The sequence below is a fragment of the Sorangium sp. So ce362 genome (assembly GCF_051519845.1).
In the GTDB taxonomy this organism is placed as follows: Bacteria; Myxococcota_A; Polyangia; order Polyangiales; family Polyangiaceae; genus Sorangium.
In genome coordinates, this window is record NZ_CP150332.1 from 4058609 (window position 1) to 4085063 (window position 26455).

Consider the following 26455-nt stretch of genomic DNA (forward strand, 5'->3'; position numbering starts at 1 on the left):
GAACGTGGCACGCGAGACGATTGCGCACTTCACGATCGAGGAGATCCCCGCCGCCCGGGTGCTCCGCTTCGAGTCGATCCACGAGGCGGGCAGGCCGCTCGTGCTCGACGTCGAGGTGATCCTCCACATGTTCCAGGAGCTCGACGCGATGATCGGGAAGGGCGCGGTGCTCTCCTTCGGCGCGCCCGGCGAGGCGCCGCGGGTCATCGCCGGCACGGTGGAGGCGGCGACCTCGATCGGCTCCACCGAGCTCGGCATGGCGGCGATCGGCGCGCGCTACGCCGTGCGCGTCGTCTCCTCCCTCGCGCTCCTCGCGCGCAGCGTCGACTCGCGCATCTTCCAGGAGATGAGCGCCAAGGAGATCGCCCAGCAGGTCCTCGAGGACCACGGGGTCGCGCGGGTCGCGTGGCGGCTCAGCGGCGACTGCCCGAAGCGCGAGTACTGCGTGCAGTACCAGGAGAGCGCGCTCGCGTTCATCTCGCGGCTCATGGAGCACGAGGGCATCTACAGCTTCGTCGAGGTGGACTCCGACGGGGAGCTCCTCGTCTTCGACGACGACAGCACCGTGGCCGCGCCGGTCCCCGGCGACCCCGCGCTGCCGCTCCGGCGGCGCACCGGCCTGAGCGCGGCCGACGAGCGCGACGCGATCTACGCGATCCGCGAGCTCGAGCGGGTGCGCTCCGGCGAGTTCGTGCTCCGCGACTTCGACTTCGAGCGGCCGCAGCTCGACCTCACGGCGACAGCGGCGTCGAGCGAGCACGCCGAGCTGTCGCGCTACGACTATCCGGGCGGCTATGTCGAGCCGAGCGAGGGGCAGCGGCTCGCGCAGATCCGGCTCGAGGAGGAGCAGGTCGAGCGGCGCACGCTCGAGATCGACGCGGTCTGCCCGCGCCTCGCGGTCGGCCAGAAGCTCACGATCACGGACGCCGGTGAGCTCGACGGCGAGTACTTCCTCTTCGAGGTGACGCACACCTTCGTCCACGACGCCGGCGAGGGCGCCGCGCCGCGATCGAGGTCGCGGGCGCGCCTCGTGCCGGCCGACGTGAAGTACAGGCCGCGGCGCATCACGCCGAGCCCGGTCATCGAGGGGCCGCAGACCGCGACGGTGGTGGCGCCGGCCGGCGCGCAGCCCGAGGCGATCCACACCGACGAGCACGGCCGCTGCAAGGTCAAGTTCCACTGGGATCGCGGCGAGGCGACCGACGACAAGGCCTCGTGCTGGATGCGGGTCGCGCAGCTCCAGACCTCGGGCTCGATGATGCTCCCGCGCATCGGCTGGGAGATGATCGTCGAGTTCCTCGAGGGGAACCCCGACCGTCCGATCGTCACCGGCCGGCTCTACAACGGCGTCTATATGCCGCCGTACGCGCTGCCGGAGGGCAAGACCCGCACGGCGATCCGGACCGCGAGCACGCCGGGCGGCGGCGGCGCCAACGAGGTCCGCTTCGAGGACAAGGCGGGCGCCGAGGAGATCATGATGCATGCCCAGCACGACATGAAGACGGCCGCCGCGAACAACGCCAAGAAGAACATCGGCAACAACGAGACCACGGTGATCGGGAACAACGCGTCCCTCGAGGTCGGCGGCAACCAGACGACGAAGATCACGAAGGGCTCGTCGAACACGGTGGGCGCGGATCAGACGATCAGCGTGGGCGGCAACCGCACCGTCGAGGTGAACGCGGTGTCGGCGGTGACGGCGAAGGGCAACGCGACGACCACGGTGGGCGGGAACCAGCTCGAGATGGACGGCAACCCGCTCGAGGCGATGCTCGCCCTCGCGGCGCAGGCGGCTGTGCAGTTCGCGAGCGTCATGGCCAACAACGCGATCTCGGCGATCCAGGGGCAGGTCGACGGCGCCATCCACCAGGTGATGGGGCCGATCAACGCGTTGACCCAGAAGGCGCAGGGGGTCGCGGGCGCGATGAGCGCCGTCGCCGGCGGGGACATGAGCCGCATGCCCGCGATGATCGCGGGCGCGTCGGGCATCCCCGGCGCGGGCCAGCTCGCGGCCTCGATGGGCGGCGGCGGCGGCGGCGGCGGCGGCGCGCCGGGTGGGTCCGGCCCTCCCAACATGCTCGCGTCCATCGCCGCGAACGCGGCGCACAGCAGCCTCGCCGGTCGGGTCTTCGTCAAGCCGGAGGCGATCGCCTCGGCGCTCGGGATGGACTCGAGCGGCGGCGGAGGCGAGTCGATGGCGAACGCCGCCGGACCGGAGGGCAACGTCGATGGCGTCGACGCGACAGATCGCGAGAAGGGGCCCGGGCACTCGACAGCGAAGGTCGCGGGCACCCACAAGGAGGACGTGGGGTCGATGAAGGTCCTCGGCGCGATCAAGGACATCGACAACAACGTGACCGGCAAGAAGACGATCGACGTCGGCGCCGCGACGGTGCAGGTCGCGTTCGGCAGCTACGCGGAGAGCGTCACCGGCTCGAAGAACGAGAAGGCGACGGGGCTCGTGGTCCTCAGCAACGCGGGCGAGAGCGAGACGATCACGGGCTCGCGCACCGCGATGGTGGGCGGCGCGGTCGTCGACAAGCTCAAGGGGTCGCACGTCGTGCAGGCCGTGGGACCTGCGACGTTCATCGGGGCCTTCCACAAGGTGGAGGCGAAGGGCGCGATCGTCTTCAAGTGCGGCGCCAGCGAGGTGGTGATCGACGGCGGCGGCGTCACCATCAGCTCGCCGCTCGTGACCCTCCTGGCGCCGAAGATCCAGCTGCCGAAGAAGGTCTCGGAGGTGTGATGGCGGCTCGATTCGACGGTGGCTCGCGGGAGGCCGGCGCGTCGCGCCTGCTCGAGGAGCCGGACGCCGGGACCCCGGTGGAGGAGGCGTCCGAGTCGCCGCGCGTGACCCTGGACGACGTGCTCGCCGAGCCGGCCGTGGCGCCGCTTCCGGCGCGGAACGCGCAGCCGCTCGGCGCCGCGATGCGGACCGCGCGCGTCGCCGCGATCGCGGGGCGGGGGGCGCGGATCGTCGTGCGGGGCGCGGCGGAGCCGGTCGAGGCGCTCGTCGCGCCCGAGGTCGATCCCGAGGTGATCGCCGACGCGCACGCCCGCGGCGACGCGGTGCTCGTCGAGCTCTGCGAGGGCGCGCCGCCGCTGATCGTCGCGGCCCTGACGACGCAGCGGCCGAAGGCGCTCCACCTCAAGGCGGCGACCATCACCATCGAGGGCGAGCAGGAGCTGCTGCTGCGCTCCGGCCGGGGCGCGGTCCGCATCCGCGAGGACGGCGACATCGAGGTGGTGGGCAGTCGGATCAGCGCCGCGTCGCGAGGGCTGTTCCGGATCGTGGGGAGGCTCTTGCGCCTGAACTGACCAGGATGCGCAGGGCAGCTTCAGGCGACCGGACAAGCCGCCGCCGCCGCCGGAACCGAAGTTCGTGCCGCCCGAGAACGACAGCGGAGAAAGCCCTGGCGTCAGGGGACTGTCAGCATGGACTGTGCCACCGATGGGGAGGTGCGCTGGCGATCCTCGCCGGTTGCGCGGAGGCAGCTGGCAGCCTCCCCGGGACCGTGTCCGGTTGCGCGGAGGCTGCCAGCAGCCTCCCCGGGACCGTGCCCGGTTGCGCGGAGGCTGCCAGCAGCCTCTCCGGGACCGTGTCCGGTTGCGCGGAGGCTGCCAGCAGCCTTCCCCGGACCGTGTCCGGTTGCGCGGAGGCTGCCAGCAGCCTTCCCGGGACCGTGTCCGGTTGCGCGGAGGCTGCCAGCAGCCTTCCCGGGACCGTGTCCGGTTGCGCGGAGGCTGCCGGCTGCCTCCCCGGGCCCGCGTCCGGTTGAGCGGAGGCTGCCAGCAGCCTCCCCGGGCCCGTGTCCGGTTGCGCGGAGGCTGCCAGCTGCCTCCCCTGGACCGTGTCCGCCCTCGACGGATGCGCAGCCGCGCGTAACCGATGGGCGGGGCCGGATCCACGTGCTAATCGGGCTCGTCGGGTGAGCTTGCGGCGGCGAGGTGGAGCCCTTCTCTCGCGGGAGCCGTCTCCAGCGTGGCGGCGATGTGAGCCTGGCGACCCACGGCGGCCTCGTCTACTCCTCACTGATCGGTGTACGACCCATCACGAGCAGGTCATGATCGCCCCCCTGGTGACCCCGACACTCGATCACGCGCTGCCGGGCGACCGCGATCTCGTCCACTGCGCGACGTTCGTGCTCGCGTGGGCGGAGCTCCAGCGGAAGCTCGGATCCGAGGACGTGCTGGTCGAACCCACGGCGCTCTCTCGCTCCCTCAGCCAAGCCGCTCGCCTCGCTGCCGGCGCCGTGGATCCAGCCGAGTCGTTCGTCTGCGCCGGAGAGGGTAGCGCGGCGGTTGCGACGATCCGCGCCGAGCTGGCTCGCCGCTTCGGCGAGGAGCAGACCCGGCTGTTGCCGCAGAGCGTTCCGGCGCATGCGCTCGTGGCGTTCGCCTTGCTGCGGGCCACGATCGCGTTCGAGCGGCCTTTCGTCCGCGATCGTTCCCATGGCCTCTCATTCCGGGAGGCGCGCGTGCAGTGCTTCGGCCACTGGGGTGGCGCCGGCGCGGGCGTCTATGCTGGCGCCGCGACCGTGCACCGCTACGAGTCTCCGGGCGACTTCGTGATCGAGCTCCGCGGGCGCGGCGGCGCATCGGTCGTCGTCGCCCGCCGGGGCGGGTGGTCGACGCTCGCGGACGCGACGCACGACGCGCTCGACGCGGTCGATCGCGGACCTGGCCGGTGGGCTCGCCTCCGGGGGCAGGTCTCGCTGCAGGACGACGACATCCTCCAGGTCCCGGTCGTGTCGCTGCGCGTCGACGCGTCCTTCCATGAGCTCCTCGGCAGGCCCATCGTCCCGGGAGATCGCGCCCTCGTCGCCGCGTGCCAGACGCTGGAGCTCGACGTGGACGAGCGCGGGGCGCGGCTCGTATCCGAGGCGCTCGCCCTCGGCGTGAAGAGCCGCCGCCGCCGCGGGCGCGAGCTCGTGTGCGACGGGCCGTTCTTGCTCGCGCTGCGGCGCGCAGGGGCGCAGGCGCCGTACTTCGCTGCGTGGCTGCAGTCGGGCGCGGCGTTCGTCCCCGTGGAGTCTCCCTGAGCGGGAGAGCGCCGCTCTAGAAAGGCCGCGGATCCACCGTCACCCAGGAGCCCTTGATCACCTTCTCGTGGACAGGAGGGCCGGGCTTTGTGATCGTCGCGCCGTAGGAAGGCACGACCTTCCCGATGACCATGTCCGAGCCGAGATAGGCGCCGATACGGCTGTCTGCCTTGGCGCCCGAGGTCGGCGCGAGCGTCGTGTCGGCCACTCCCTGCGCCATGCTGGGCCCAAAGAACGGCTTGGTGGCGCCGTTGCAGGACGCGACCTCGACCTTCGCGCCCGGCGCGGCGCCGTTGAATCCGGCCGCGTTGAGCTGCTTCCCGAGCTCCTTGCCGCCGATGCTGTTCTTCTTGCCGTTCCACTCGATCGAGCCTGGATCGCCGTGCGAGATCACGATCACGTGGTCCTCCCCGGCGAGATTAGCGCTCGGCAGCGCATGCCCCTGGACCACGGTCGCTCCTGGGTACTGCTTCTTGTACATGGCCACCGAGTCGTTGATGACCTTGTCGTTGCTCCCCTGGATGATGACGACGAGACCGAGTGGGTCGAGATAGAAGGTCGTGTTGGGCAGGAACCCGATGTCCTGAAACGACGCCGGAAAGCCGAGCGGGTCTGGCGTCAGGTAAACGGAGAGCTCGGGGTCGTAATACCGGAACCGGTTGTAATGCAGGCCGGTCCTCGGGTCAGCGCGGTGCCCCGCGAAGCGCAGGGCGCCGATCGCGCCGCTCGAGCGCGCGACGCGGCCCGATGCCGATAGATCGACGTCGGCGATCTCGCCGTCCGGCGTCGCGTAGAGCCAGGGCGTCGCGGTCAGGTCCGTGGCGATGAGGCGCCATTGGCCTTCCACGGTGCGTTCGGCGAGCGGCGTGAAGCCGTCATCGTCGAAGACACGCCTCACCGATCGCGCATGGCCCGAGTCGACCTCCTCGACGAGCGACTCGTCCTCCCAGAGGAAGAACGTGCTCCGGCCGTCGTCGCCGAGCTCCGCGAGGCGCCTGCCGAAGGCATCGTAGACGTAGCGGATGCGCTGACCGGCGTCGGAGCGCGCGACGACGAGCTGATCGTCGGCATCGTACTCGAACGTCCAGCTCCTCGCCGGGCTGCCGGTCACCTTTCGCACGAGCCGGCCGCGCTCGTCCCAGGAGAGCTCGGCGGTGGTGGTGCGCAATGGCCGCCCGCCCGGGCCGAGCCGCCAGCCGGCGCCGCGCGGAACCGAGGTCCCCTGGGGGGCGATCTCGAAGGCCTCGTTCGCCCCGAGCCCGCGCACCGAGAGCGGCCGCCCGACCGAATCAAGCACGTAGCTTCGCGCGCCGTGGCGGTCGTCGTCGATGTGGGCGACGGGGCCGCGCGGGTCCCAGGCGTAGGCGCGCGTGCGCAGGGGCTCTCCCCTGCGCAGCAACGAGACGCGCGTCGGGAATCCGAGGGGGCTGCGCTCGGTGGTGAGGCGGAGATCCCCGAGCGAGCGGCCGATCTCGCGGCGCTCGCGGTCGCGCTCGAGGGACAGATCGAGCGGCGTCGCGCCGCGTTCGTCCTCGCGCATCCCGACCCGGTCGAGCCAGCCGCCGATGCCGCGCTGTAGCTCCGCCGACCACCCGGTCGAGAACCGGCGCGCCACGACCCGACCGAGGAGGTCGTGCGTGTACTCGACCGTGAAGCGATGGCCCCCGCACTCCTGTACCTCCCGCGCCACCCGGCCGAGCGCGTCACGCTCGAAGAGCACCGACGTGGAGGCGTTCGAGGCGCGGCGCACCTCGCCGAAAGCGTCGTACTCGAACTGCGCGCGCTCGCCGCTCGAGTGCTGGCGTTCGACGACGCGGCCGAGGTGGTCGAGGACGAAGCGCACGAACGTCCCGTCCGGGCGGGAGATCGTGACGGGCCGATCGCCGCCGTCGTAGTCGTAGCGGGTCCAGAGGCCCGCGAACGACCGCTCGCCGATGAGCCGCCCGCGACCGTCGTACTGTCGCTCGTGGCGCTCGCCGGCCGGGTTCTCGATCCAGCGCAGCCGCAGCAGGGCGTCGTATCCGGCGCGGATGCGCACGCCGTCTGGCCGCGCGCGCTCGACGAGCGCGCCGGCGACATGGCGGAACGACTCGCGGCCGCCCCCTGGCCACTCGACGTCGACGATGTGCTGGGCGGCGTCGATCGTCCACCTCGTCCGCTGCCCCTCGGGGCCATCGAGCGCGACGAGGTCACCGCGCGAGTCGTAGGACAGCTCGAAGGCGGCGCCCGTCGGGAGCCGGAGGCGGACCGGCAACCCGAACACGTCGAACGTGTACTGCCAGACGGCGCCCGCCGCGTCGACGACCTCGCGCACGTTGCCGTGGGCGTCGTACTCGAAGCGGGTCGTGGAGCCGTCCGGCCACGCGATTGCGCGGTTCTTGCCGCGGTCGTCATAGGATGCGCGTGTGGCGGCGCCCGAGGGGGCGATGCGCTCGAGCGTGCGTCCATTGCGCGTGCGCTCGGTCATGGACAGCCCGTTCGGCAGTCGGCTGACGCGCGTGCCGTCCTTGACGCTCACCTGCGCGCGCGCCTCGTTGGCGCTCGTGCGCGCGGGCGCGCCGGCGGCGTCGTAGGAGCGCGACCAGCGGAGCCCGTTGGGCTGGGTGGAAGAGATGGCCCGTCCAGCCTCGTCGTAGGTGAAGTGCGTCTCGTACCCGCACGGATCGACGTAATGCTTGATGAGCCCGAGCTCGTTACCCCAGTAGCGATGGACGCCGCCGCCCGCGTCGATCATCGTGGTGTCGTGGCGGCCTGGCCCGTACGTGAAGCGGGTGTGAAAGATGCCCTTCGGCCGGTCCGGCGAGCTCGCCTCCGGCGCGCCCAGCGCCGCGAGGATGTCCTCGCCCTCCAGATCGCCCCAGGTCTCGACGCAGCGCCGCTGTCCGAAGACGGTCTTGTAGACGAAATGGTAGCGGATCTTGTCCGGCCGCTTCTCGCGCACGAGGTAGTGGTCCTCGTCGTACTCGTAGCGTGTCTCGGCTCCACCCGCGTCCACGGTGCCGACCAGGTCCCCGCGCTCGTCGAGCTCGTACGTGACGAGGCGCTGCCGGTGCTCGCGTCCCTGGTCATCCGAGGCGACGACCCACCAGCTCGCGAACCGGTCGTCGCGCTCGATCCATACGCGGCGCCCCACCGAGTCGACGATCTCGACGACCTCGCCATCCCGCCACCGGACCTCGGCGATGTTCCCGTTCGTGTCGCGCAGCTCCGCGAGCTCCCAGCGATCGCGCGTCGATGAGGGCGCGAGCACGCGGATGACGCCGTCCTGGAGATCGACGAAGAGGCGGTCTTGTTCGCGCCAGAGGCGCCACCCGTAGGGGAGCAGCAGCACCTCGTCGGCGCCCGGCAGCGCGAGCGCGGTCCGACGGAACGTCTCATCGACGAGCACGAGGTGGTCGCCGTGGCGCTCCGCGTACCAGAGCAGGCTGTGAGACCACCCGCGTCCGATGCCGGCGTCGAACGGGACCGAGGAGGTCCTGTAGTGGCGAATCAGTGTGACCCACAAGAAGCCCGGGAGCTGGAAGTCGACGACCGGCTCCGTGAACAGCGTGCCGGTCACGACGTCGACGGGGTGGCCGCCGGCGGCCTGTCCCTCGGTGCCTGGGGGCGCTGGCGGGCTGGGCGCGGCCGCGCCCTGGTTGCTGCCGCCGCCGCCCTCGCCGCTGTTGCCAGCGCCTTGCGGTCCACCGCCGCCCGGTCCGCCGGCGCCGCCCCCTGCGCCGGCGCCGCCCCCGCCGCCCCCGCCGGCGCCGCTCGCATTCGCGCCGGCGCCCACGGTGATCGATTTGTTCATCTGCCCCATGCTGCCGGTGATGCCGGCCATGCCGAGCTCGATGAGCACGTTGGGGGCGCCGAGCCAGGGGAAGCACGGTCCGCCGGTGTTGAGGCTGACAACCTCCTTCAGCGTGCCTGGCTCGTTGCCGTGGCACGCCTTCATGCAGCCGCCCACGGTGAGTATCTTGGCGCCTTCGATCTTGGTGCGCATGCAGGGATCGATGATCCCCTCGGCCACCGTTCCCATCGTGGGATAGGGAATCGGCAGCGGGCTCGGGGCGGCAGGGGTAAGGCATACGCTCACCGCCATGCCGGTCATCTGATGCCCGGATTTCTCGGTGATGGTGTCCAGGTGGAGGGCGGTGACCTTACCCATTGCAGGTCGATGGTCTCACGCGCGTTGCGGCAGGGGAAGCTGCGTTTCGGCGCTTGCGGCTCAGCGCTGCGCGCTCTGCTCGACGAGCGCCTGCCACCGCGCCTTGAGCGCCGGATCGGACCGGAAGCGCTCGTGCCACATCGCGTGGAGCGCGGACCAGCCCTGCGGGCTGAGCCTGTAATGGCTCTGGATCTGCTGGATGTGTCTTGAACGGTCTCGCGCGTCAGCGCAGATGCGCGCGTACTCTCCGAGGGTGATCAGCTCCACGCGCCGCATCTCCTGCGCATCGACGCCGGGCTGCGCCTGCACGGCGGGTTCGGAGGTCGACGCGCGCGCGGGCGATCCGGAGGCGGAGCTCGGCTGCTGGAAGGGCAGGGCCCAGCTCCCCTGCGAGCGCTGAGGTGGTAGCGGTGCGGTCTCGTCCTTGACGGGGCCCGAAGAGGTGGGACGCGAGAACGGCAGGGCCTTGTCGGCCTGAGGCGAAGAGGTAGGGCGTGAGAACGGCAGGGCCTTGTCGGCCTGAGGCGAAGGGGTAGGGCGCGAGAAGGGCAGGGCCTTGTCGGCCTGAGGCGAAGGGGTAGGGCGCGAGAAGGGCAGGGCCTTGTCGGTCGGAAGCACAGGAGCCGTGCGAGAGAAGGGCAGGGCTCTGTCGGTCGGAAGCACAGGAGCCGTGCGCGAGAACGGCAGGGCCCTGTCGGTCGGCAGCGCGCCGACCGTGCCAATGCGCGTGGCACCCATCCTCTCTACGGCCGGGATCGCGGCGCTCTCGGCCCGGGGTGCGCTCGAGGCGCCCTGACGGAAGGGCAGCGCTTCGCGCGGCACGACAGCCTGCATGCCGACGAGCGTCACGAAGCCCGGCGGCGCCGTCGGCGCCGGGTCCGAGAACGGGGTGGGCGTGACTGCAGGCACTGGTGGCTGCATGGCCGGCGGAGGCGGCGACTGCATGGCCGGCAAGGGCGGCCCCTGCATGGCCGGCGGCAGCGACGACTGCATGGCCGGCGGCACCGGCGCCGGCTCCACGAGGCCCGGCCCCTGCGGCGCGACCGCGACCAGCCGGGCCCACGGCGATCGCGCAGCCGCCTCGCCGCCCGCGCCGGCGACGGGCAGCGGCGTCGCCCGGTCTCGTGGCGCCCCCTGCAACGGGGAGAGGTGCGCCGCAGGCGCCACCGGGATCGGCCCCTCCGGCTTCCGGCGCGCCTGTCGCGCCCTCGCCTCGGCGCGGCCCTTCTGCTCGGCGACGAGCTCCAGGTAACGCTGGCTCGAGCGCAGCTGCCCCCGCGCGGCCCGCGCGGCGAGCCTCGACATCCAGCCCTCCCGCGCCGCCTCCCACCCCTCGACCGAGAGCCCCGCCCCGGCGAGCACCTCGTCCCGCGGCAAGCCCGCCTCGAGGGCCCCGGTGATGGCGGCGAGCTCCTCGAGCGTGATCGATCGGACCGTCCCCTCGCCCTCCACCATGCCTCCCCGAACCTACGCCTCTCTGCCGCTCAGCGGTGCGGCGCCTGCCCCGACCGATCTCGCCGCGCGGCCATCCCCGCTACCTCATCGCCCGCTGAAACTGCGCCATGAGCTCGTCGTCCTCCAGCATCGCCGCGGTCCATCGCTGCTGCGCGCTCAGGTAATCCTCCAGCGTCAGGTCCAGCCGGCTCAGCACCGTCGCCATGTCGGTGCCCCGCTTCATCGCGCGCGCCGCCTCGAGGAACCGCTCGAACGACAGCTCGCGCTTCGCGCGGCCGCGCTGGACCCGGGCGAACGTCTCGGCGAACGCGGCGACGAGCGGCGGCACCCCCACCTCCTCGCCGTCATCCTCGTCCGCCTCGTCGATGCGCGCCTGCCAGGCGTCGTCGAGCGCCTCCCAGCTCGCCTCGTCGAGCCCGTGCTCGGCGAGGAGCGCCGCGCGGTCGGCGCCCGGGTCCGCGAGCCGGGCGGCCAGCGTCGCGTAGACCTCGACGTCCTGCGAAGGATCCTTCATCGCGCGGCCAGGCTACCGCAGCGCGCGGCTTGGGGCCTCTTCCGCGCAGGTGTATCCATGAAGCGTGTCCTTCTCGTACCTGCCTTTCGTCGCGCCCGGCGGTCAGGACGAGCAGCCCTCCGCGCCCGTCGGCTTGGACCTGCTCGCCCACGACACGCTCGAGAGCGCGCACGCCGCGCTCCGCCGCGCAGCGCTGTCGCTCGAGCACGACGTCGAGCCCGTCACCGACCTGACCGGGCCCGCGCGCGCCCTGGAGCGAGCCCTCGGCGCGATCTACGACGCCTTCGACGGCCGCGCCGATCGCATCGCCGCCGTGCGCGCCGCCATGGCGGAGATCGACGGCGTCGCCGTCGCCGTCGGCGGGGCGGCGGGGCTCGACGCGGGCCTTACGGCGGTGGGCGAGCGGCTCCGGAGCGCGCGGGGCTGGCTCGAGCGCGCCGAGGCGCGGCTCGCCACCGTGCCGCCGGCGCCGCCGCTCGACCCGCCGCCGATCCTGGCGAGCCGCGATCGGCCGCGGCTCCACGCGGTCCCGCGCGCGTCGCTCGCGCCGAGGATCAAGGTCCCGGAGCCGCCCCCGGCCGAGCTCGTCGCGAAGCCGCCGCCGCCGATCGCGCGGCCGAAGACGTTCGAGGAGCTCAAGGCCGCCGTCGAGGCGCTGAGGAAGCAGGCGCCCGCGCCGGGCGCGCTCCCCGGCCCGGCGGAGGCGCGGCCGCTCCCGGAGCGCCGTGACGAGCCCGCCGCGCCCCAGGCGCCGCCGGGGTTCGCGCGGGAGATCGGCGCCGCGATCGACGACCTCGCCTTCCTCCGCGCCCGCACCCGCGAGTGCTTCGAGGAGGTCGCGATGGTCGGCATGCAGCGGGCCCCGCTGCTCGGCGATCCCTTCCGCGAGGCGCTGATCCTCGAGCGGCGCATGCTCGCGGCCATCGACGTGATCGCGGCCATCGGGGCGCCGGCGCTGGAGCACGTGCCGCGGCTCGTGGCCGAGGCCCCCGTGAAGGATCCGAGCCTCGCCTTCGCGAGCGCGATGGTGCTCGGCTGCTTCGCGGGCCGCGACGCGCTCGCCGCGGCCGAGCACGCGCTGCTCCGGTGCGACCGCGACAGGGCGTTCATCGACGCGCTCGGCGCCGCCCTGAAGCTCGCCCCGCACGAGCTCTTGCCGCTCGCGCTCCGCGGCCTGCTCCGCGAGCCCGAGCCGCTGGTCCGCGCGATGGCGATCGACGTCCTCGCCTACCGCGGCCTCGCCACGGAGGACGAGCTCGTCGCGGCGGCCTCGGACGAGGCGGCCCCCGTCGCGGCGCGCGCGCTCCATCACCTCGCCTGCGGGCCGAGCCAGCGCTTGCCCGAGCTGATCCAGCGGGCCGTCGCGGCGGAGGACCCGGCGCTCCGCGAGGCCGCCTGGACGGCCATGGCGCTCTCGGACCACCCGCACGCCTCGATCACGCTGCGCGGCGCGCTGGAGGGGACCGAGGGCGGCGACGCGGCGGCGCTCCTGCTCGCGATCGCGGGCGACGAGGCGGACGCGCGGCACCTCGTCGCGCGCGCCTTCGAGGCGCCGCGCCGCGGCCTGATCGCCGCCGCGGGCTGGACGGGCGCGGCCTCGGCCGTGCCCCTGCTCATCGATCGACTCGAGCGCGACGGGGACAAGGCGGTGAAGCTCACCGCTGCCTACGCGCTGGAGCGGATCACCGGCGCGGAGATGTGGGAAGAGGTCGCGGTGGAGGACGAGGAGATCGCCGTCGCCGATCCGCCCGACCCCGACGTGGGCGAGCCCCGCGAGCTCAAGCTCGCGCAGCTGGTCAGCGATCCCCGCGACCTGCCCGCGGCTCCGGCGCCCGAGGTGGTGGAGCAGCCCACGGTGGACGCCGCGCGCTGGCGGGCCTTCTGGATGGAGCGCTGCCAGGGCTGGGACCTCGGCGCGCGGTACCGGCGCGGGCGCCCGTACACCCCGGAGGTCGTGCTCGACGAGCTCGACGCGGGCCGGGTCACCCCGGCCGAGCGCCGGCACCTCCAGCGCGAGCTCATCGTCCGCACCGGGCGCTTCGTGCGCTTCGATCCGCACGACTTCGTCGTGGTGCAAGAGGAGGCCATCGCGGCGTGGCGGCCGATCGCCGCGCGCGCCTCGGGCACCCCGGGCCGCTGGACGCGCCGGCGCGCGGGGTGAGCGCGAGGCGGCAGCGACGCCGCGCTCACGCGCGCGCCGCCGCCCGCCGCTTCCGCCGCGGGCCGGCGCGAGGTGATTCGGCTACTTCTTGGCGGGTGCGGCCGGCTTGGGCGCCGGGCCGGCCGGCTTCGCAGGCGCCGCGCCCTTGGCCGGCGGCGCGCCCTTCGCGGGCCCTGCCTCGCCGCCCTGTCCGCTGTTGTACATCTGGATGGCGCGATCGGTGAGCTCGAGATCGGCGCGGTAATAGGGCGCTGCCGACTTGTCGAGGATGAGGTCGTAACCCTCCTGCGCGGCGAGGCGGCGGAGCAGGCCGAGGACCTTTTGCAGGATCGGCGTGGTCATCTCGCTCTCCTTGCGCTGCATCTCGCGCTGGTAGTCGACCATCGTCGACTGGAGCTCGGCGGCCTGACGCTGCCAGGTCTCGAACCTGCGCTGCAGCGCGTCCTTCGGCGTCTTGCCCGCCTGGGCCTCCTTGTCGAGCTTGTCGCGCTCGTCGGCGAGCGCGCGCTGCTTCGTGTCGAGCTCCACCTGGCGGCTGTCGAACAGCTTCTTGAGCGTCGCCTGGACGCGGAGCCCTTCCTCGGTCTCCAGCATGGCGCGGCGCACGTCGACGACCGCGATCTTCGACTGCGCCGACGCCGGCGCGGACGACAGCAGCGCCGCCCCGCCCAGCGCCGCTGCCGCGAGCAGCGGCAGGAAGCGCGCCGCGAAGCGCCGGCCCGCGATCGGCCGGGCCCGGAGCGCGGCGCCCCGGCTCGCGTCGGCCGAACGCACAGAGCCGGAGATCGTGGAGCAGCGCGCGAAGGGCCGCTCAGGAGCGTTGTCTTGCATCGCGGATGGCCTTAGCTACCCGGCCACCCAACGTCAAGAACGTGGCGCGCCCTTCTCGCGCGCCGGAGCCGCCGCGCCCTCGGCGTGAGCATCGTTGCCCTGCGCGGGCCCCGCGGGATCGTCGCCCGGCGCCTCGGCGCGATCCCTCCGCGACGCGGTGCCGCTGGCGGTCCTCGCGCCCTTGCTCGGCGACGGCGCCGCAACGGCCTGCCTGGCGGATGGATCCGCGCCGTGCGGAGTCTGCAGCGCCGAGGGCGCGGGCAGCGACCGGCCGAGGCGCTCGTGGGCGAGGGCGATGAGCCGCCCGACGTCGTCGCTCCCGCGCAGGAACGCCTCGCGGTGGCGGGGATCCCGGAGCGCCTCGACGCGCGCGGCCAGGGAGGTGAACGCGGCGTCGAGCGCGGCGTCCGCCTCCCGCTCCTCCCCGGTCGCGAGGAGGGACTCCACGAGCGTGACGCGGATCGCGTCGTCCCACGCCTCGATGGGCCCGCCCTCCAGGTGGCGCGCGGCCTCGCGCGCCGCGTCGACCGCGGCCCGGAGCTCGCGCCGCGCCAGCTGGACGCGGGCGAGCGCGAAGCTCGCCATCGCCTGCAGCGCCGTCGCGTGGCGCGCGGTCTCCTCGCAGAGCCAGCGCGCGATGGCGTGGGCGGTTCCATAGTCGCCGGGCGCGCCGCGCCAGACGAGGAAGATCGCCTCGTACAGCCGGCCGACGATCCTGAGGCGCGCGAGGTGGCAGTCGTCGGCGATCCGGCCCGCCTGGCGCTCGTGCGCGATGCCCTCCTCGATGTTGCCGAGCCGCGCGTACGACATGCCGAGGTTGTGGAGCGCGAAGCCCTCGATCGCCCGGATCTTCCGGCTCCGCGCGCCCTGCAGCGCGCGCTCGAGCAGCGCCTGCGCCTCCTCGAACAGGCCGAGGTGGTTCAGGACCGAGCCGGTGTTCAGGCGGGCCTTCGCCGCGATGATCGCGTCGCCGGCGGCGTCGGCGTCGGCGATGAGCGATGCGCCCGCAGAGGCCGCGGCGGACAGGTCGCCGACGTGCATCAGCGCGGCGAGGTGCGCCTCCCGGGTGTGGAGCAGCGCGGCCGTCGAGCCGCTCGCGCGCGCGACCTCCATCGCCGCCTCGGCGGCGCACCGCGCCTCGGCGGGCCGGCTCAGGTCCACGAGGCCGCGGACGCGCGACGCGAGCAGCCTCGCGCGGATCGACGGGGAGAGCGCCGCCGCGAACTGCGGCGAGAGCGCCGAGGCGGCGCGCGCGTCCCCCTCGGCGCTCTCGCCGGCCGCGATCATGCACGTCACCGCGAGGAGCTGCGCCTCGCCCCACAGATCCGAGCCGGGCAGCGCGAGGCGCGCGGCCTCCTCCGCGGCGTCGAGCCCCTCGGGGATGCGGCCCATCAGCTCGCAGACCTCGCCCCGGTGGACCAGGAGCGTCGCGCGCGTGGTCCCCTCGGCCCCGCAGGCGAGCCCGCGCGTCGCGAGATCGAGCGCCGCGTCGAGCTCGGCGCCGCTCGCCACCGCGCCCCGGGCCGCCCGCGCGTAGAGCAGCGCGGCCCGCGTCTTCTCGCCGCCGGCCTCCGCGTGGCGCGCGATGAGCCCCGGATCGACGTCGCCCGCGGACTCGATCCAGGCGGCCGCGGCGCGGTGGAGCGCGGCGCGGTCCTCCTCGAGGATCGAGGCGTACCCCGCGTCGCGCACGAGCGCCTGGCGGAACGTCCACTGCACCTGCCCCGCGACGCGAGGCTCCAGCTGGCGCGCGATGATCTCGCCCGCCTCCAGCTCGGCGAGCTCCGCGCCCACGGCGCGCTCGAGCAGCGCCTCGACGCCCGCGGTCCAGAAGACCTGGCCGAAGACGGACGCGGCGCGCAGCACCTCGCGCACCCCGCTCGACATGCGGTCGACGCGGAGCTGCACGAGCGCCTGCACGCTGAGCGGGACGTCGTCGCGCCCCTCCGCGGCGTGCCGGATGAGCTCCTCCAGGAACAGCGCGTAGCCGCCGGCGCGCTGCACGATGGCGCTGCGCGTGGCCGGGTCGGCCTGGGGGAGGGCGGTCGCCACGAGGCGATCCGCGGCCTGCGGCGACAGCGGCGAGAGCGTCAAGCGGGTCACGTTGCGCTGCTGCCACAGCGACGGGAACCGGCTCGCGAGCTCGGGGCGCGCGAAGGCGAACACGCCGAAGCGGAGGTCGGTGCAGCCGAGCAGCCAGTCGACGAGCTCGACGGTGGTGCTGTCCGCCCAGTGCATGTCCTCGATGACCAGGATCTGCGGCGTGCTCTCGGACTTCGAGCGGAAGAACGCCTCGATCGCCATCCGCATGCGCGATTCCATGAGCTGCGGGGCCTCGCGGGCGGCGCGCAGCGGCTCGTTGCCCTCGTTGGGGAAGGGCACGCCGGCGAGCTCCCCGATGAAGCCCGCGAGGAAGCGCAGCGGGCGGGCCAGGCGCACCGCCACGTGGGCGTTCACCTTCTGCACCTGGTCCTCGAGGCGCTCGCCGTCGTGGATGCCCATGAGCGCGCGCAGGGCGCGGCCGAGGCCGGAGAGCCCCGACCCCTGGCTCATCGGATCGCCGCGACAGAGCAGGATGACCGGCGCGTGCGGCGCCATGTCGAGGCGCTGGATCAGCTCGGCGCGGACGCGGCTCTTGCCGATGCCGGCCGGGCCGGTCACGAGCGCGGCGCGCGGGATCGCGTCCTCGGCGACGTCGCTGAAGATGCCCTGGAGCCGCGCGATCTCGTGCTCGCGCCCGAGGGTCGGCGTGGGGTGCCCGAGGAGCTTCCGCGCGTCGAAGCCGGCCGCGTCCTCGTGGAGGAGCACGCCGCCGCGCGCGTCCTCCTGGACCACGAACCGCCCCTCGAGCGCCGCGGTCGCGTACCCGTCGATCCGGACCGCGCCGGGCACGGCGGACTCGAGCTGCTGCGCCGCCCGCTCGAGCGCCTCGCCCGCGAGGTTCGTGCGGCCGCGGACGGCGTGCCCGACCGCGACCGAGACCCGCGCGCCCGGCGTCGACCTGGCGACGGTCAGCGCCGCCCGCGCGGCGCGCATCGCCTCGTCCCCGCGCGAGCGCTCCACCCCGAGCACCGCGACCATCTTCCCGCTGAGGAGCGGCTCGAGCCGCGCGTCGTCGCCGAGGACCTCGCGGAGCGCGGCGTCCACCTCGGGGCGGAGCGGCCCGGCGCCCAGCTCGAAGAGCACGCAGGCGACAACGCGCCGCTCGCTCGTGGCGAGCCGCACCTGCGGCCGCTCGTCGACCGGCCCGGCGGGGCTCGCCGGGCCCGACCGGATCTCCGGCGCCGCCGCGCGGCGGATCGCCGAGGCGGACCTGTCGGTCGCGGGGGGGTCGTTGTTGAGCTCCCCGACCCGCGCGAGCGCGCGCGCGAGCTCGCCGCCGTTCTCGTACCGCACCTCGCGATCGCGGGCGATGGCGCGCGTGATCACCTCGTCGAGCGCCTCCGGCACGTCGAAGCGGACCTGCGCCGCGCGCGGCGGGTCCTCGAGGACGAGGCGGCCGAGCAGGGCGATCGCGTGCTCGGTCTCGAAGACGTTCCTGCCGGTGACCAGGCGGAACAGGACGGAGCCCAGCGAGTAGACGTCGGCCCGCGCGTCCACGTGCTCGCCGCGCGCCTGCTCGGGCGCCATGAAGTGCGGGGTGCCGATGATCGTGCCGCGCTCGGTGGGGCAGTCGTCCGGGACCGCGAGCTTCACGACGCCGAAGTCGATCAGCTTGATCGCGGTGCCCTTGCCGCGGACGAGGAAGATGTTGGAGAGCTTGAGGTCGCGGTGGACGACGTCGCGGGCGTGGATGGCCGCCATGGCGGCCGCGCTGCGCCGGACGACCTCCACCGAGTCGCGCAGGCCGAGCGGCGCGCGCCGCTGGCGCTGCCCGAGGTCCTCGCCGTCGAGCCACTCCATCGCGAAGAAGAGGCGCCCGTCGAGCCAGGTGCCGTGCGCGATGTACTGCACGATGTTCGGGTGCCGTAGATCGGCCAGGATGGCGATCTCGCGCGCGAAGCGGGCGCGCTCCTGGGGCGACGCGGCGGCGCGCAGGACCTTGATCGCGACCGGGGCGCCGGTGGACTGATCGGTGCCCTTGAAAATATCGCCCATGCCGCCGCTTCGGCTGCGGGCTTCGATCATGAAGCGGTCGTTCGGATCGGTGAACTCCGGGAGCACCGTCAGGAAAGGCTACGCGAATTCCGCGGCTTCATGCCAGCGAGAAGGCGCTCCGCGCCACGAGGGGCGCCGGCGGGCGGCCTGGGCCGAAGCGCGTCTCGCGCCGCGCGGCGCCCGGCTCAAGCGGGTCCCGCGCGCCGCGCGGCGCCCGATGGAGCCGGGCTGGTCCTCGAAAATTCCAGCCACGATCCACGTCGCAGCGCCGTCCTCACCACCATCCATCCCGCGCGTGGCTCCTGCGCGCTCAGAACGCCGCGATCACGCCGGCGCCGACGGACGCGCTGAGATGAGGAGCCCGCAGGACGTCGACGTGCGGGCGCTCCTGGAGCCCGACGGCCGTGAGGAGATCGAGGTGGGTGGTGAACGAGAGCCAGTCGTTCAGCGCGAGCTCGACCCCGGTGCGGAACCCGAGGGCCACGAACACAAGGAGCAGCGCGCTGTCGCTGCCGCGCTGCCCGGTGAGCGTCAGCAGGCCGAACTCCACGAGGGCGCAGGTGGCGAGCACGTCGTTCGTGTGAAGGCACGGGACGAGGGCGTTCGTGACGAGGATGCGGGTGTTCATCGGCTCCCCGCCCGGGCTCGATGTGTCCAGGCTCCACCCCCGGCCGCTCGCGCCTGAGCTCAGGGGGAGGAACGCGCTGCGGCCCTCCAGCGCGAAGGAGAGGCGGTTCGACCAGTGCGCCCTGCAGAACCAGGAGGCGCCGCCGATCAGCTGATCGGTCAGCCCGATCTGCGCGAACACGCCGGTGCCTGCCCGGAGCGTGCTCAAGATCCCGGCGGGCTCGCTCGCGGGGGCCGGGCGCGCCGGCGGCGGTCGTGACCGCGGCGGAGCCGGGGGCGGCGCGAGCTCGGGGCGAGGCGGCGCCGCTGCGGGAGCCTGTGCATCGCTGCCGAACGGCGTCAGCGCGAAGGCGATCGAGAGCGCGATGTAGCTGGTGAGCAGCTCGCAGCCGGCGTCGCTGTCAGGAGCGCTGAAATAGCGCGGGGCGGAGGCCGTGCCGCCTTCGTCCCGGTACCGGAGGGTCGCGACCAGCATCGCGTCACGCTTCCCGAGCGCGACGTCGACCTCCTCGGGCGCGTCCTCGCGGAAAGGGTCGTAACCCGTGCGCAGACGGACCTGCTCGCGCAGCGCGCCCTCGACAGAGCACGACGTCGCTCGCGCATCCTCGCTGTAGTGCATCCGCAGCATGCGGCGTGTCGGCTCTGCTGCGAGCGCGGGCGCGCTGAGCAGGAGAGAGGCGAAAACAATCTTGCAGAGAAAGGATCGTGGCATTCCGGTTCAATGGCTCCGCCGAGGAGCTGCTCGCGGCAGCCATTGAGAGCTCTCGAGGCATAGCGCGTCAAGAGCTCATGACGCTTCTTTTGATGCAGGCTCGAGCCCAGCAAGCCAGTCATGGTGCGATAATCGAAGATGGCGAACCGTAATGGGTGCGTCAGGGCGATTACGGGTGAGCGTGAGACGAATCTGTGACGATTCTGGCCAGTGGCCCGTATTCGGCTGTCGAGCGGCCCATCGAGCGAGTGTGTCTATGTTCGTGGCAATCGAAGCGCGCTGTCCGTAAAGGCGCGCAACCATGGCGTGCGAACAGCGCGTGGCGACCGCGGGCGCGCGGCGGACGAGCGCGCTCCGCCGACACAGCGCGGACCGCTCGGTCGGCGCTGCGCGGGGTCGGGCTCGATGGAGATGGCGGGAGAGGGGGAGAGGAGGGAGAGAGGACGTCGAGCGATCAGCCCGCGCCGGCGCCGGCGCTGGCGCGGGAGGCGAGCCGCGCGAGGTCCTTGGGGTCGCTGACCCGGACGAGGATCACGGTGATGTTGTCGCGCCCGCCGCCTGCGTTCGCCTTCTCGATGAGCGCCTGGGACGCCTTCTCGGGATCGGGCTCGGCGAGGAGGATGTCGCGGATGGCCTCGTGCGGCGTCATCTTCGACAGGCCGTCGGAGCAGAGGAGGTAGACGTCGCCGGGGTGGGGGCGAGCGATGATCAGGTCGACCTTGACCGCGGGGGAGATCCCGATCGCCCGGCTCAGGTGGTTCGCCATCGGTCCGGTGATCCCCGCGGCGCCCATCGTGTGATCGGTGGTGAGCTGCGTCAGCTCGTTGTCGCGGAGGCGATAACAGCGGCTGTCGCCCACGTGGCCGATGTAGAGGCGCTGCTTGTTGGGGGAGAACCGGGCGCTGACGAGGGTCGTGCCCATGCCGTTGAGGCTCCGCTCGGCGTGGGCCCGGTCGTAGATGGCCTGGTTCGCCCGCTGGATCGCGACCGCGAGCTCGCCGCCGCGACGCGGGACGTCGGGGTAGGGGCTCTCGGCGTCGCTGTCCACGAACGACTGGTCCTTGAACGACCGCGCGATCGTGTCGACCGCGAGGCGGCTGGCGACGTCGCCGCCCGCGTGGCCGCCCATGCCGTCCGCCACGGCGAACAGGTAGTGCTCGTCCAGGCAGAGATAGCAGTCCTCGTTCTTCTTGCGCTTCTGGCCGGGGTCCGTCTGCCCGACGGCGCTGATGAGCAGGAGCGGCGACGAGCTGGTCGGCTCGTCGACGGCTGCATCGTCGTCGTAGATGATCGGGACGGCGGAGGGCTCCTCGCGCTCGTTGTCGTCGTCGTCGTCGTCATCGTCGTCGCCGCCGTACGACGGAGCGCTCGCGCGCCTGATCGTGCTCAGCACCTCCGGCGGCGCCAGCGTGATCAGCGTCAGGTCGTCGTCGTCGAAGGCGTCGTCGTCGTCGAGGCGCGCTGGCCCGTTCGGTCGTCTCCAGTCAGCGCCCGAGATCCGCTCCGCGCGGCCATGTCCACCCGTGGTCTTCGCGTGCGAGCTCTCGCCTGCGGGCACACGCGCGCCGTCCTGCGTGCCGGTTGCGTCCGGCCTCGTCGTTGTATCTTCGAGATCTGCCTCCCCCTCGTCGAGGGCATGGGCTCCTGGGCCACCCAGCGCCGGCGTCGTCGCCGCGCGGGGCCGGGCCCGGTCGCCGTTGTTTGAACGAAAATACCAATAGATTAGCCCGAGAAGGGCGATTCCCATGACAAGGGCGGCTGCGAGATCGGCCATGTCCCGGCGACCAACGTAGCAAAGGCGCGCCGCGTCTCCGAGATCAACATGCAGGGGGACGGACGACGGCGATCGATCTTGCGCCGGCTTCGGCCGGCGGCCCCGCGCCGGAAGGGCCCACCTTGGGTACCCATCAGCGCAGGAGAGCGACGTTGCGTCCCGTCGTGGGGCACGCTGCCGCAGGCCACGGCGCGCTCTAACGGCGCGCTCTAAAGGAGGCGGCCCCGCCCTGCTGTGTGCGCTCGCCAGGGGTCGGCCACGGCCGTGCTGCGTTGCGGCACGCTGCGCGCTCCCCGGCGCCGGCTTCGTGAGCCGACGCTCGCGCCGGCGTGTTCGGCGTGCGTCCGCCGCAAACGAACTCGTGGAGCGGGTTGCCAGTGCTCGTGACGCTGACTAGTCTCCGCGCCCGCATGAAGCTAGCCCGCGCACTTCTCCAGACACCTCGCGTCGTCGGTGTGGGCCTCGTCGCCTCGATCCTGGGTGGGCTCGGGGTTGCCGGCTGCTTCGTTGACAGCGAGGGGCTCCCGCCGCCGGCCGAGGGGTTCTACTTCCCGACAGGCCTGGCGACGTCTCCGGGCGGCCGGGTCCTCTACGTCGCGAACTCGGACTTCGATCTCCGGTACAACGGCGGCACGGTCCAAGCGCTGGATCTCCAGCGGCTGCGCAAGAGGGCGCTCGCTCTCCAGGGGGCGCTCACCCCGCGCGAGGCGGGCGAGGGCGCCGGCGGCGCCGTGAGCGCGGCGTGCCAGGCCGTGGGCCTCTCGACAAACCCTGCGCCGCTGCTCCACCCGGGGCCGTGCGCGCCCCTCGACCTCTCCGCCCTCGAGGGCGACGAGGAGGTCGTGCGGGGCTCGGCCGTGCTCGGGGCGTTTGCGTCGAACGTCCTCCTCGTGCACCGGCCGCTCCTCGGCGAGCTCGCCGACAGCGCCGCGGACGCGCCTCAGGCGCGGCTGTTCGTGCCCGTCCGGGGCGACCCCTCGGTGACCTTCTTCGACCTCGCCGACGATCGGCTCGACGCCCCCGACGCGCAGCGCTGCAGCGGGGACTCCTGCTTTCGCCTGGACTGCGGCGCTGCCGCGGCGGGCGGGCGCTGCGGCAGGGACCACCGCATCGGGGAGGATCCGGGCCAGGGGCTCATCCGGCGCAAGCTGCCGCTCGAGCCGCTCGGGATCGCCGCCGGCCCGGACGGGACGAGCGTCGTCGTCTCGCACCAGACGGAAGACATCGTGAGCGTCATCGCGAACCCCTGGGAGCAAGGGAAGAGACCGCAGCTGGCCGCGGTCCTCCCGGATCTCGCCCTCGGCCCCACGGAGCTCGCGGCCGTGCCGCGCCCGCGCCTCATCACCGAGGTGAAGGCAGCCAAGCAGGAGATCGACTACCAGCCCGCGTTCGCGCTCACGTTCATCGCGGCGCCGCAGCTCGGCCTGATCCGTTACCAGGAACCTCTCGAGGGCGCGCCGGCGCTCCTCTACCAGTCGCCCACGACCCCGATCACCGCGCTCACGAGCGGCACCGACAACCGCGGGATCGCGGTCGACGCGCGCGAGCGCCAGGCGTGCGAGGTGGGTTGCGGGGCGTGCGAGGGGGACTGCGGGGAGGTCGAGGAACGCGAGCGCCACTACGCGTGCCTCGCGCAGTGCGCGGCGATCCCGCTCCAGGTGTTCGTGGCGCATCGCTTCCCGAACTCGCTGCTCATCGGCGAGGTGACGACGACGCTGGTCGAGAACGATGCAGCCGATCCCGCGAAGCCCGAGACCACGTGGGCCGCGGCGTACGAGACGCTCTCGATCAGCGACGCCGTGCCGCTCGCGGCCTACCCGTCGCGGGTCGAGGTGGGCGAGGTGATCGGGGCGGACAACGAGCGCCATCGGAGGATCTTCGCGATCGCGTTCGACTCCGGCCGCGTGTTCTCCTACGACCCGGAAGCGCGCGGCTTCGACCCCGTCATCTCCACCGGGCGCGGACCGCAGGCGCTCGCGTTCGACACGGGCCACACCTGCGGCGACGAGAAGGAACGCTGCGACTGCGCGCCGGGCAGCGACGGCTGCGAGCCCTATTCCTTGATGTACATCGCACATTTCACCGACTCGTACCTCGGCGTCGTCGATCTCGACATGCGCAAGAACACGTCCGGAACGATGATCCTCACGGTGGGCACTCCCGTCCCGCCCCGGGAGTCCCAATGAAGCTGCGCGTTGCGCTCATCGCCCCCGCCTCGGTCCTGGCGCTCGCCGGGTGCGGCGAGGAGCCCGAGCCGGTCGCCGTCGAGGCCCTGGCGCAGTCCGGCCGGAGCGCCTTCGTCTGCCTCGCCGTCGATCGGCCGGACCCGAAGGCGCCGGGCGTTGTGCGCTCGCTGCCGATCACGGATTGCTCGAGCCGCACGGTCGAATCGCCCGGCGACTTCGGCATCGAGGAGGGCAGCGGGGGCAAGGCCACGCTGCCGCACCTCTACGCGCTCGTGACGCAGACGTTGCGCGGCGAGATCGCGGTCGTCGACATGACAACCGAGAGCTCGCCGATCCTCGATCAGGACACGGGCACGCCCGGCGCGAGCTTCCTCCCGGTCGGCGCGCAGCCGGTCGACATCGCCGCGACGCCCGGGGGCACCGCGTCGTTCGTCGCCGTCGCGGAGCCGGGGCGCGCGGGGATCTTCGCGCTCCCGTCGGCGAAGGTGCTGCCGCGCGGCGGCTGTCCGGTCCCGTCGCTCGCCTCGTGGCCGGCGTGCTCGCTCCCGTCGTCGCCCGGCGAGCTGCTGCTCGTCTCCGATCCGCCCGGACCTGACGGCAAGCTGCGGGCCTCGTGCTCGAGCGACTACGACGTCGATCCGACGAGCCCCGGCGAGGCCGAGGCCGGCGGCGACGCCTGCGGCAGCGGGAGCGGCGACCTGAGCCAGGAGGGGCTCGGGCGGCAGAAGCTCCTCGTGACCCTGCCCGAGCTCGGCGGCTTCGCCGTGATCGACGCGCAGGCGCTCCTCCAGGACGAGCGGTACCAGGACGGCGGGTTCGCGCCGTGCGAGGTGGAGCGGTGGGTCCCCCTCCAGGCCTCGCTGCCGCTCTCGCCGCCGGCCGCGCCGCCCGATGAGGCGCCGGGCGGCCCGGCGGCGTGCGTCCAGCCGGCGGTCGCGGCCAGCCCGGCGCAGGCGCTCGCGACGCCGCGGCCCCGGGGGCTCGCGCTCGCCGACGACCGGCTGTTCATCGCCGATCTCGACGCCCCGGTGATCCACGTCGTCGACCTCCCGACGCCCTGCGAGCCGACCGAGCTGCCCCCGCTCCTGCCCGCGTCGACGCTCGACCCCGAGCGCGTCGTCACCACGAGCCGCCTCGCGGTGAGCCAGGCGTTGCCGCCCGATTTCCGCCGCTACCTCTACGCGGTCGACGCGGGCGACGGCAGCGTGATGGTCTTCGACGTCAGCGACGGCGCGTCCGGCCAGTCGCCGCTCGCGCGCCCGAATCCGGAGTGGAACCCGTTCCAGCCCCCCGACCGGATCCGCCTGGCGGCGCCGGTCCGCGATCTCGTGGTCGTGCAGCGCGACGCCCCCGCCATCCTCCCCGCGACGGGCGTGGCCCCGGAGGGGCTCCGGTGCGATCCCGATCCGAGCCTCAAGCCGTGCGACAGCAACGTCGCCTCGTGCGACCTCGAGACGCTGTTCCGCACGTCGGCGAACCGCGACGCCGGCGCCGGCCCGCTGAAGCTCCGCGGCTCGTTCGCGTACCTGGTGCTCACGAACGGCCAGGTCGCCGTCGTCGACGTCGACGACCTCGACGCGGCCTGCCGCGGGCCCGAGCAGCGGAGCCTCCGCGCCGGCTGCGCCGAGGGCGCATCGGAGGGCGACCCGCGGCTCAAGACGAGCGGCGAGGCCTCCTGCAACGTCGTCCTCCCGCACGCGCTCCGCTCGCGGAGCTACGTCGCGACGAGCGACGCCGTCGGTGTGCGCGAGCCCGGCGTGCAGGGCCTGCCGATCCTCTACGATCGCAGCGGCACGGTCGTGCAGCTCTCCGCGGCGAGCCCGAAGATGCGCGCCACGTTCCCGTCCGACGCGGCGGACGCGCCGGCGCTCACGCTCGCGGTGGGGGTCGAGCCCCTGACGATCGAGTCGGTCGACAGCGCCGACAGCGCGCTCGACGAGCAGGGGCTCGTGCTGAGGTCCGGCGAGCCGCATCACGCGCTGACGATGAACGTCGAGGACCCCCGCGTGCACCTCGTCAACGAGACGTGGACCGTGACCTACGAGGGGGTGCTCCCCGGGTTCACGAAGACCTTCGTCCACTTCGACGGGGACGGCCACCTCCGGAGCGGCGACGCCCGCTTCTGCCGTCGCGGCGTGCAGAGCCTGAACAGCGTCAAGGACCAGCCGGTCCCCGCGGGCGTCGACGCCGCGCAGCTCGCCGACTTCGTGCAGATCACGTCCGAGCTCCCGGGCGAGGACACCCCGTACTGGACCGAGGTCGACGAGGCCGTGTGCTCGTTCGACAGCTGCAACGCGAAATACGGCAACGTCATCACGTCGCGCCCGGGGCTCCGCGTCGTGGAGGCCTACGAGGACCACCTCGAGCTCGATCAGGGCGACCCCGAGGTCGCGTTTGCGGCGTGCTGCTTCCCCGGAGAGGTGCAGATCGGCGTCCGCGCCGGAGGCCAGTGGGTCGTCCGGAGCAACGCGGCCGGCTTCCTGCATCACGTGATCGCCGATCCGGCCACGGGCGCGTGCCGCAACTCGTGCGACGCGCGCCTCGGGCGGCTCAACGGGCGCGTCGTGCACACGCCCGGCGACGGGCGGGTCACCGACGGCGATCCGGGCGCGTTCGTCAACCCGATGTTCCGCTTCGCGATCACGGGCGGCGCGCCCGAGCCCGAGCAGGACATGCAGTTCCGCTTCACCACCCAGGGGGCGTTCAACCCCCTGCTCGTCGAGCTCGTGAACGAGGCGGAGCTCCAGCCGCAGGCCATCCGGCTCGTCCCGGCGACCGGAGAGCTCGCCATCACCGACGGCTCGCTCCAGGGCCTGATCCTGCTGGGCGGGAGCGGCGCCGAGGTCGTGCGCCGGTTCCACTGAGGCGCTCGCCCAGCCCGCGCGCCATTCCGATCTCCTCGCCA

The 26455-nt window shown here is 73.3% G+C and carries 13 protein-coding genes; 6 read left to right on the forward strand and 7 right to left on the reverse strand.

What is annotated here, in order from left to right; translation table 11 throughout:
• The first annotated feature begins 4 nt into the window (after positions 1-4).
• The 3 genes from WMF17_RS15835 to WMF17_RS15845 all read left to right on the forward strand — a co-directional run bounded on the left by WMF17_RS15835 (position 5) and on the right by WMF17_RS15845 (position 5042).
• Positions 5-2746: a type VI secretion system Vgr family protein gene (locus WMF17_RS15835; RefSeq protein WP_437650242.1), complete on the forward strand. Its 2742-nt coding sequence runs from the start codon at positions 5-7 to the stop codon at positions 2744-2746.
• The gene (locus WMF17_RS15840) at positions 2746-3318 is read left to right on the forward strand and encodes a hypothetical protein (protein WP_437650244.1); all 573 of its coding nucleotides are present in this window, start codon (positions 2746-2748) and stop codon (positions 3316-3318) included. Before WMF17_RS15835 ends, WMF17_RS15840 begins: the two co-directional genes overlap by 1 nt.
• Positions 3319-4064: 746 nt before the next feature.
• Positions 4065-5042, forward strand: a complete 978-nt coding sequence (locus WMF17_RS15845) for a hypothetical protein (protein ID WP_437650246.1) — start codon at positions 4065-4067, stop codon at positions 5040-5042.
• A gap of 16 nt (positions 5043-5058) precedes the next feature.
• Here the strand turns inward: WMF17_RS15845 and WMF17_RS15850 are convergent, their stop codons facing one another.
• The 3 genes from WMF17_RS15850 to WMF17_RS15860 form a co-directional block, all read right to left on the reverse strand.
• On the reverse strand, positions 5059-9192 hold the full coding sequence (locus WMF17_RS15850; RefSeq protein ID WP_437650248.1) for a PAAR-like domain-containing protein: 4134 nt from the start codon (positions 9190-9192) through the stop codon (positions 5059-5061).
• Positions 9193-9252: 60 nt separating this feature from the next.
• The gene (locus WMF17_RS15855; protein ID WP_437650250.1) at positions 9253-10647 is read right to left on the reverse strand and encodes a hypothetical protein; all 1395 of its coding nucleotides are present in this window, start codon (positions 10645-10647) and stop codon (positions 9253-9255) included.
• Positions 10648-10726: 79 nt separating this feature from the next.
• Positions 10727-11161 carry a hypothetical protein gene (locus tag WMF17_RS15860; protein WP_437602928.1) on the reverse strand — a complete coding sequence of 145 codons (435 nt, stop codon included), beginning with the start codon at positions 11159-11161 and terminating at the stop codon, positions 10727-10729.
• 64 nt (positions 11162-11225) lie between these two features.
• Between WMF17_RS15860 and WMF17_RS15865 the strand changes: the two genes are divergently transcribed.
• Complete coding sequence (locus tag WMF17_RS15865; protein WP_437650252.1) at positions 11226-13322, forward strand: hypothetical protein; 2097 nt, start codon at positions 11226-11228, stop codon at positions 13320-13322.
• 81 nt (positions 13323-13403) lie between these two features.
• On the opposite strand, the gene WMF17_RS15870 is transcribed toward WMF17_RS15865, so the two are convergent.
• The 4 genes from WMF17_RS15870 to WMF17_RS15885 form a co-directional block, all read right to left on the reverse strand.
• Positions 13404-14153, reverse strand: coding sequence for an OmpH family outer membrane protein (locus WMF17_RS15870; protein ID WP_437602930.1), 750 nt, complete (start codon positions 14151-14153; stop codon positions 13404-13406).
• A gap of 33 nt (positions 14154-14186) precedes the next feature.
• A complete protein-coding gene (locus WMF17_RS15875) occupies positions 14187-18317 on the reverse strand; it encodes a serine/threonine-protein kinase (protein WP_437650254.1) in 4131 nt (1376 codons plus the stop codon).
• A 244-nt stretch (positions 18318-18561) separates the two neighbouring features.
• Entirely contained in the window at positions 18562-19506 is a 945-nt protein-coding gene (locus tag WMF17_RS15880) for a hypothetical protein (RefSeq protein WP_437602932.1), read from the reverse strand.
• A gap of 538 nt (positions 19507-20044) precedes the next feature.
• Positions 20045-21337 (reverse strand): PP2C family protein-serine/threonine phosphatase, encoded by a 1293-nt coding sequence (locus tag WMF17_RS15885; protein ID WP_437602933.1) that lies wholly within the window; start codon positions 21335-21337, stop codon positions 20045-20047.
• Between the two features lie 437 nt (positions 21338-21774).
• On the opposite strand from WMF17_RS15885, the gene WMF17_RS15890 reads away from it, so the two are divergent.
• Both WMF17_RS15890 and WMF17_RS15895 read left to right on the forward strand, forming a co-directional pair.
• Complete coding sequence (locus tag WMF17_RS15890; protein WP_437650256.1) at positions 21775-23550, forward strand: hypothetical protein; 1776 nt, start codon at positions 21775-21777, stop codon at positions 23548-23550.
• Complete coding sequence (locus tag WMF17_RS15895) at positions 23547-26414, forward strand: hypothetical protein (RefSeq protein ID WP_437650257.1); 2868 nt, start codon at positions 23547-23549, stop codon at positions 26412-26414. Before WMF17_RS15890 ends, WMF17_RS15895 begins: the two co-directional genes overlap by 4 nt.
• Positions 26415-26455: the final 41 nt, after the last annotated feature.

Excerpts from the sequence above, each read along its gene's own strand:
- WMF17_RS15840 (WP_437650244.1), top strand. The coding sequence starts at position 2,746 with ATGGCGGCTCGATTCGACGGTGGCTCGCGGGAGGCCGGCGCGTCGCGC.
- WMF17_RS15845 (WP_437650246.1), top strand. The coding sequence starts at position 4,065 with ATGATCGCCCCCCTGGTGACCCCGACACTCGATCACGCGCTGCCGGGC.
- WMF17_RS15850 (WP_437650248.1), bottom strand. The coding sequence starts at position 9,192 with ATGGGTAAGGTCACCGCCCTCCACCTGGACACCATCACCGAGAAATCC.
- WMF17_RS15855 (WP_437650250.1), bottom strand. The coding sequence starts at position 10,647 with ATGGTGGAGGGCGAGGGGACGGTCCGATCGATCACGCTCGAGGAGCTC.
- WMF17_RS15860 (WP_437602928.1), bottom strand. The coding sequence starts at position 11,161 with ATGAAGGATCCTTCGCAGGACGTCGAGGTCTACGCGACGCTGGCCGCC.
- WMF17_RS15870 (WP_437602930.1), bottom strand. The coding sequence starts at position 14,153 with ATGCAAGACAACGCTCCTGAGCGGCCCTTCGCGCGCTGCTCCACGATC.
- WMF17_RS15880 (WP_437602932.1), bottom strand. The coding sequence starts at position 19,506 with ATGCTGCGGATGCACTACAGCGAGGATGCGCGAGCGACGTCGTGCTCT.
- WMF17_RS15885 (WP_437602933.1), bottom strand. The coding sequence starts at position 21,337 with ATGGGAATCGCCCTTCTCGGGCTAATCTATTGGTATTTTCGTTCAAAC.
- WMF17_RS15890 (WP_437650256.1), top strand. The coding sequence starts at position 21,775 with ATGAAGCTAGCCCGCGCACTTCTCCAGACACCTCGCGTCGTCGGTGTG.
- WMF17_RS15895 (WP_437650257.1), top strand. The coding sequence starts at position 23,547 with ATGAAGCTGCGCGTTGCGCTCATCGCCCCCGCCTCGGTCCTGGCGCTC.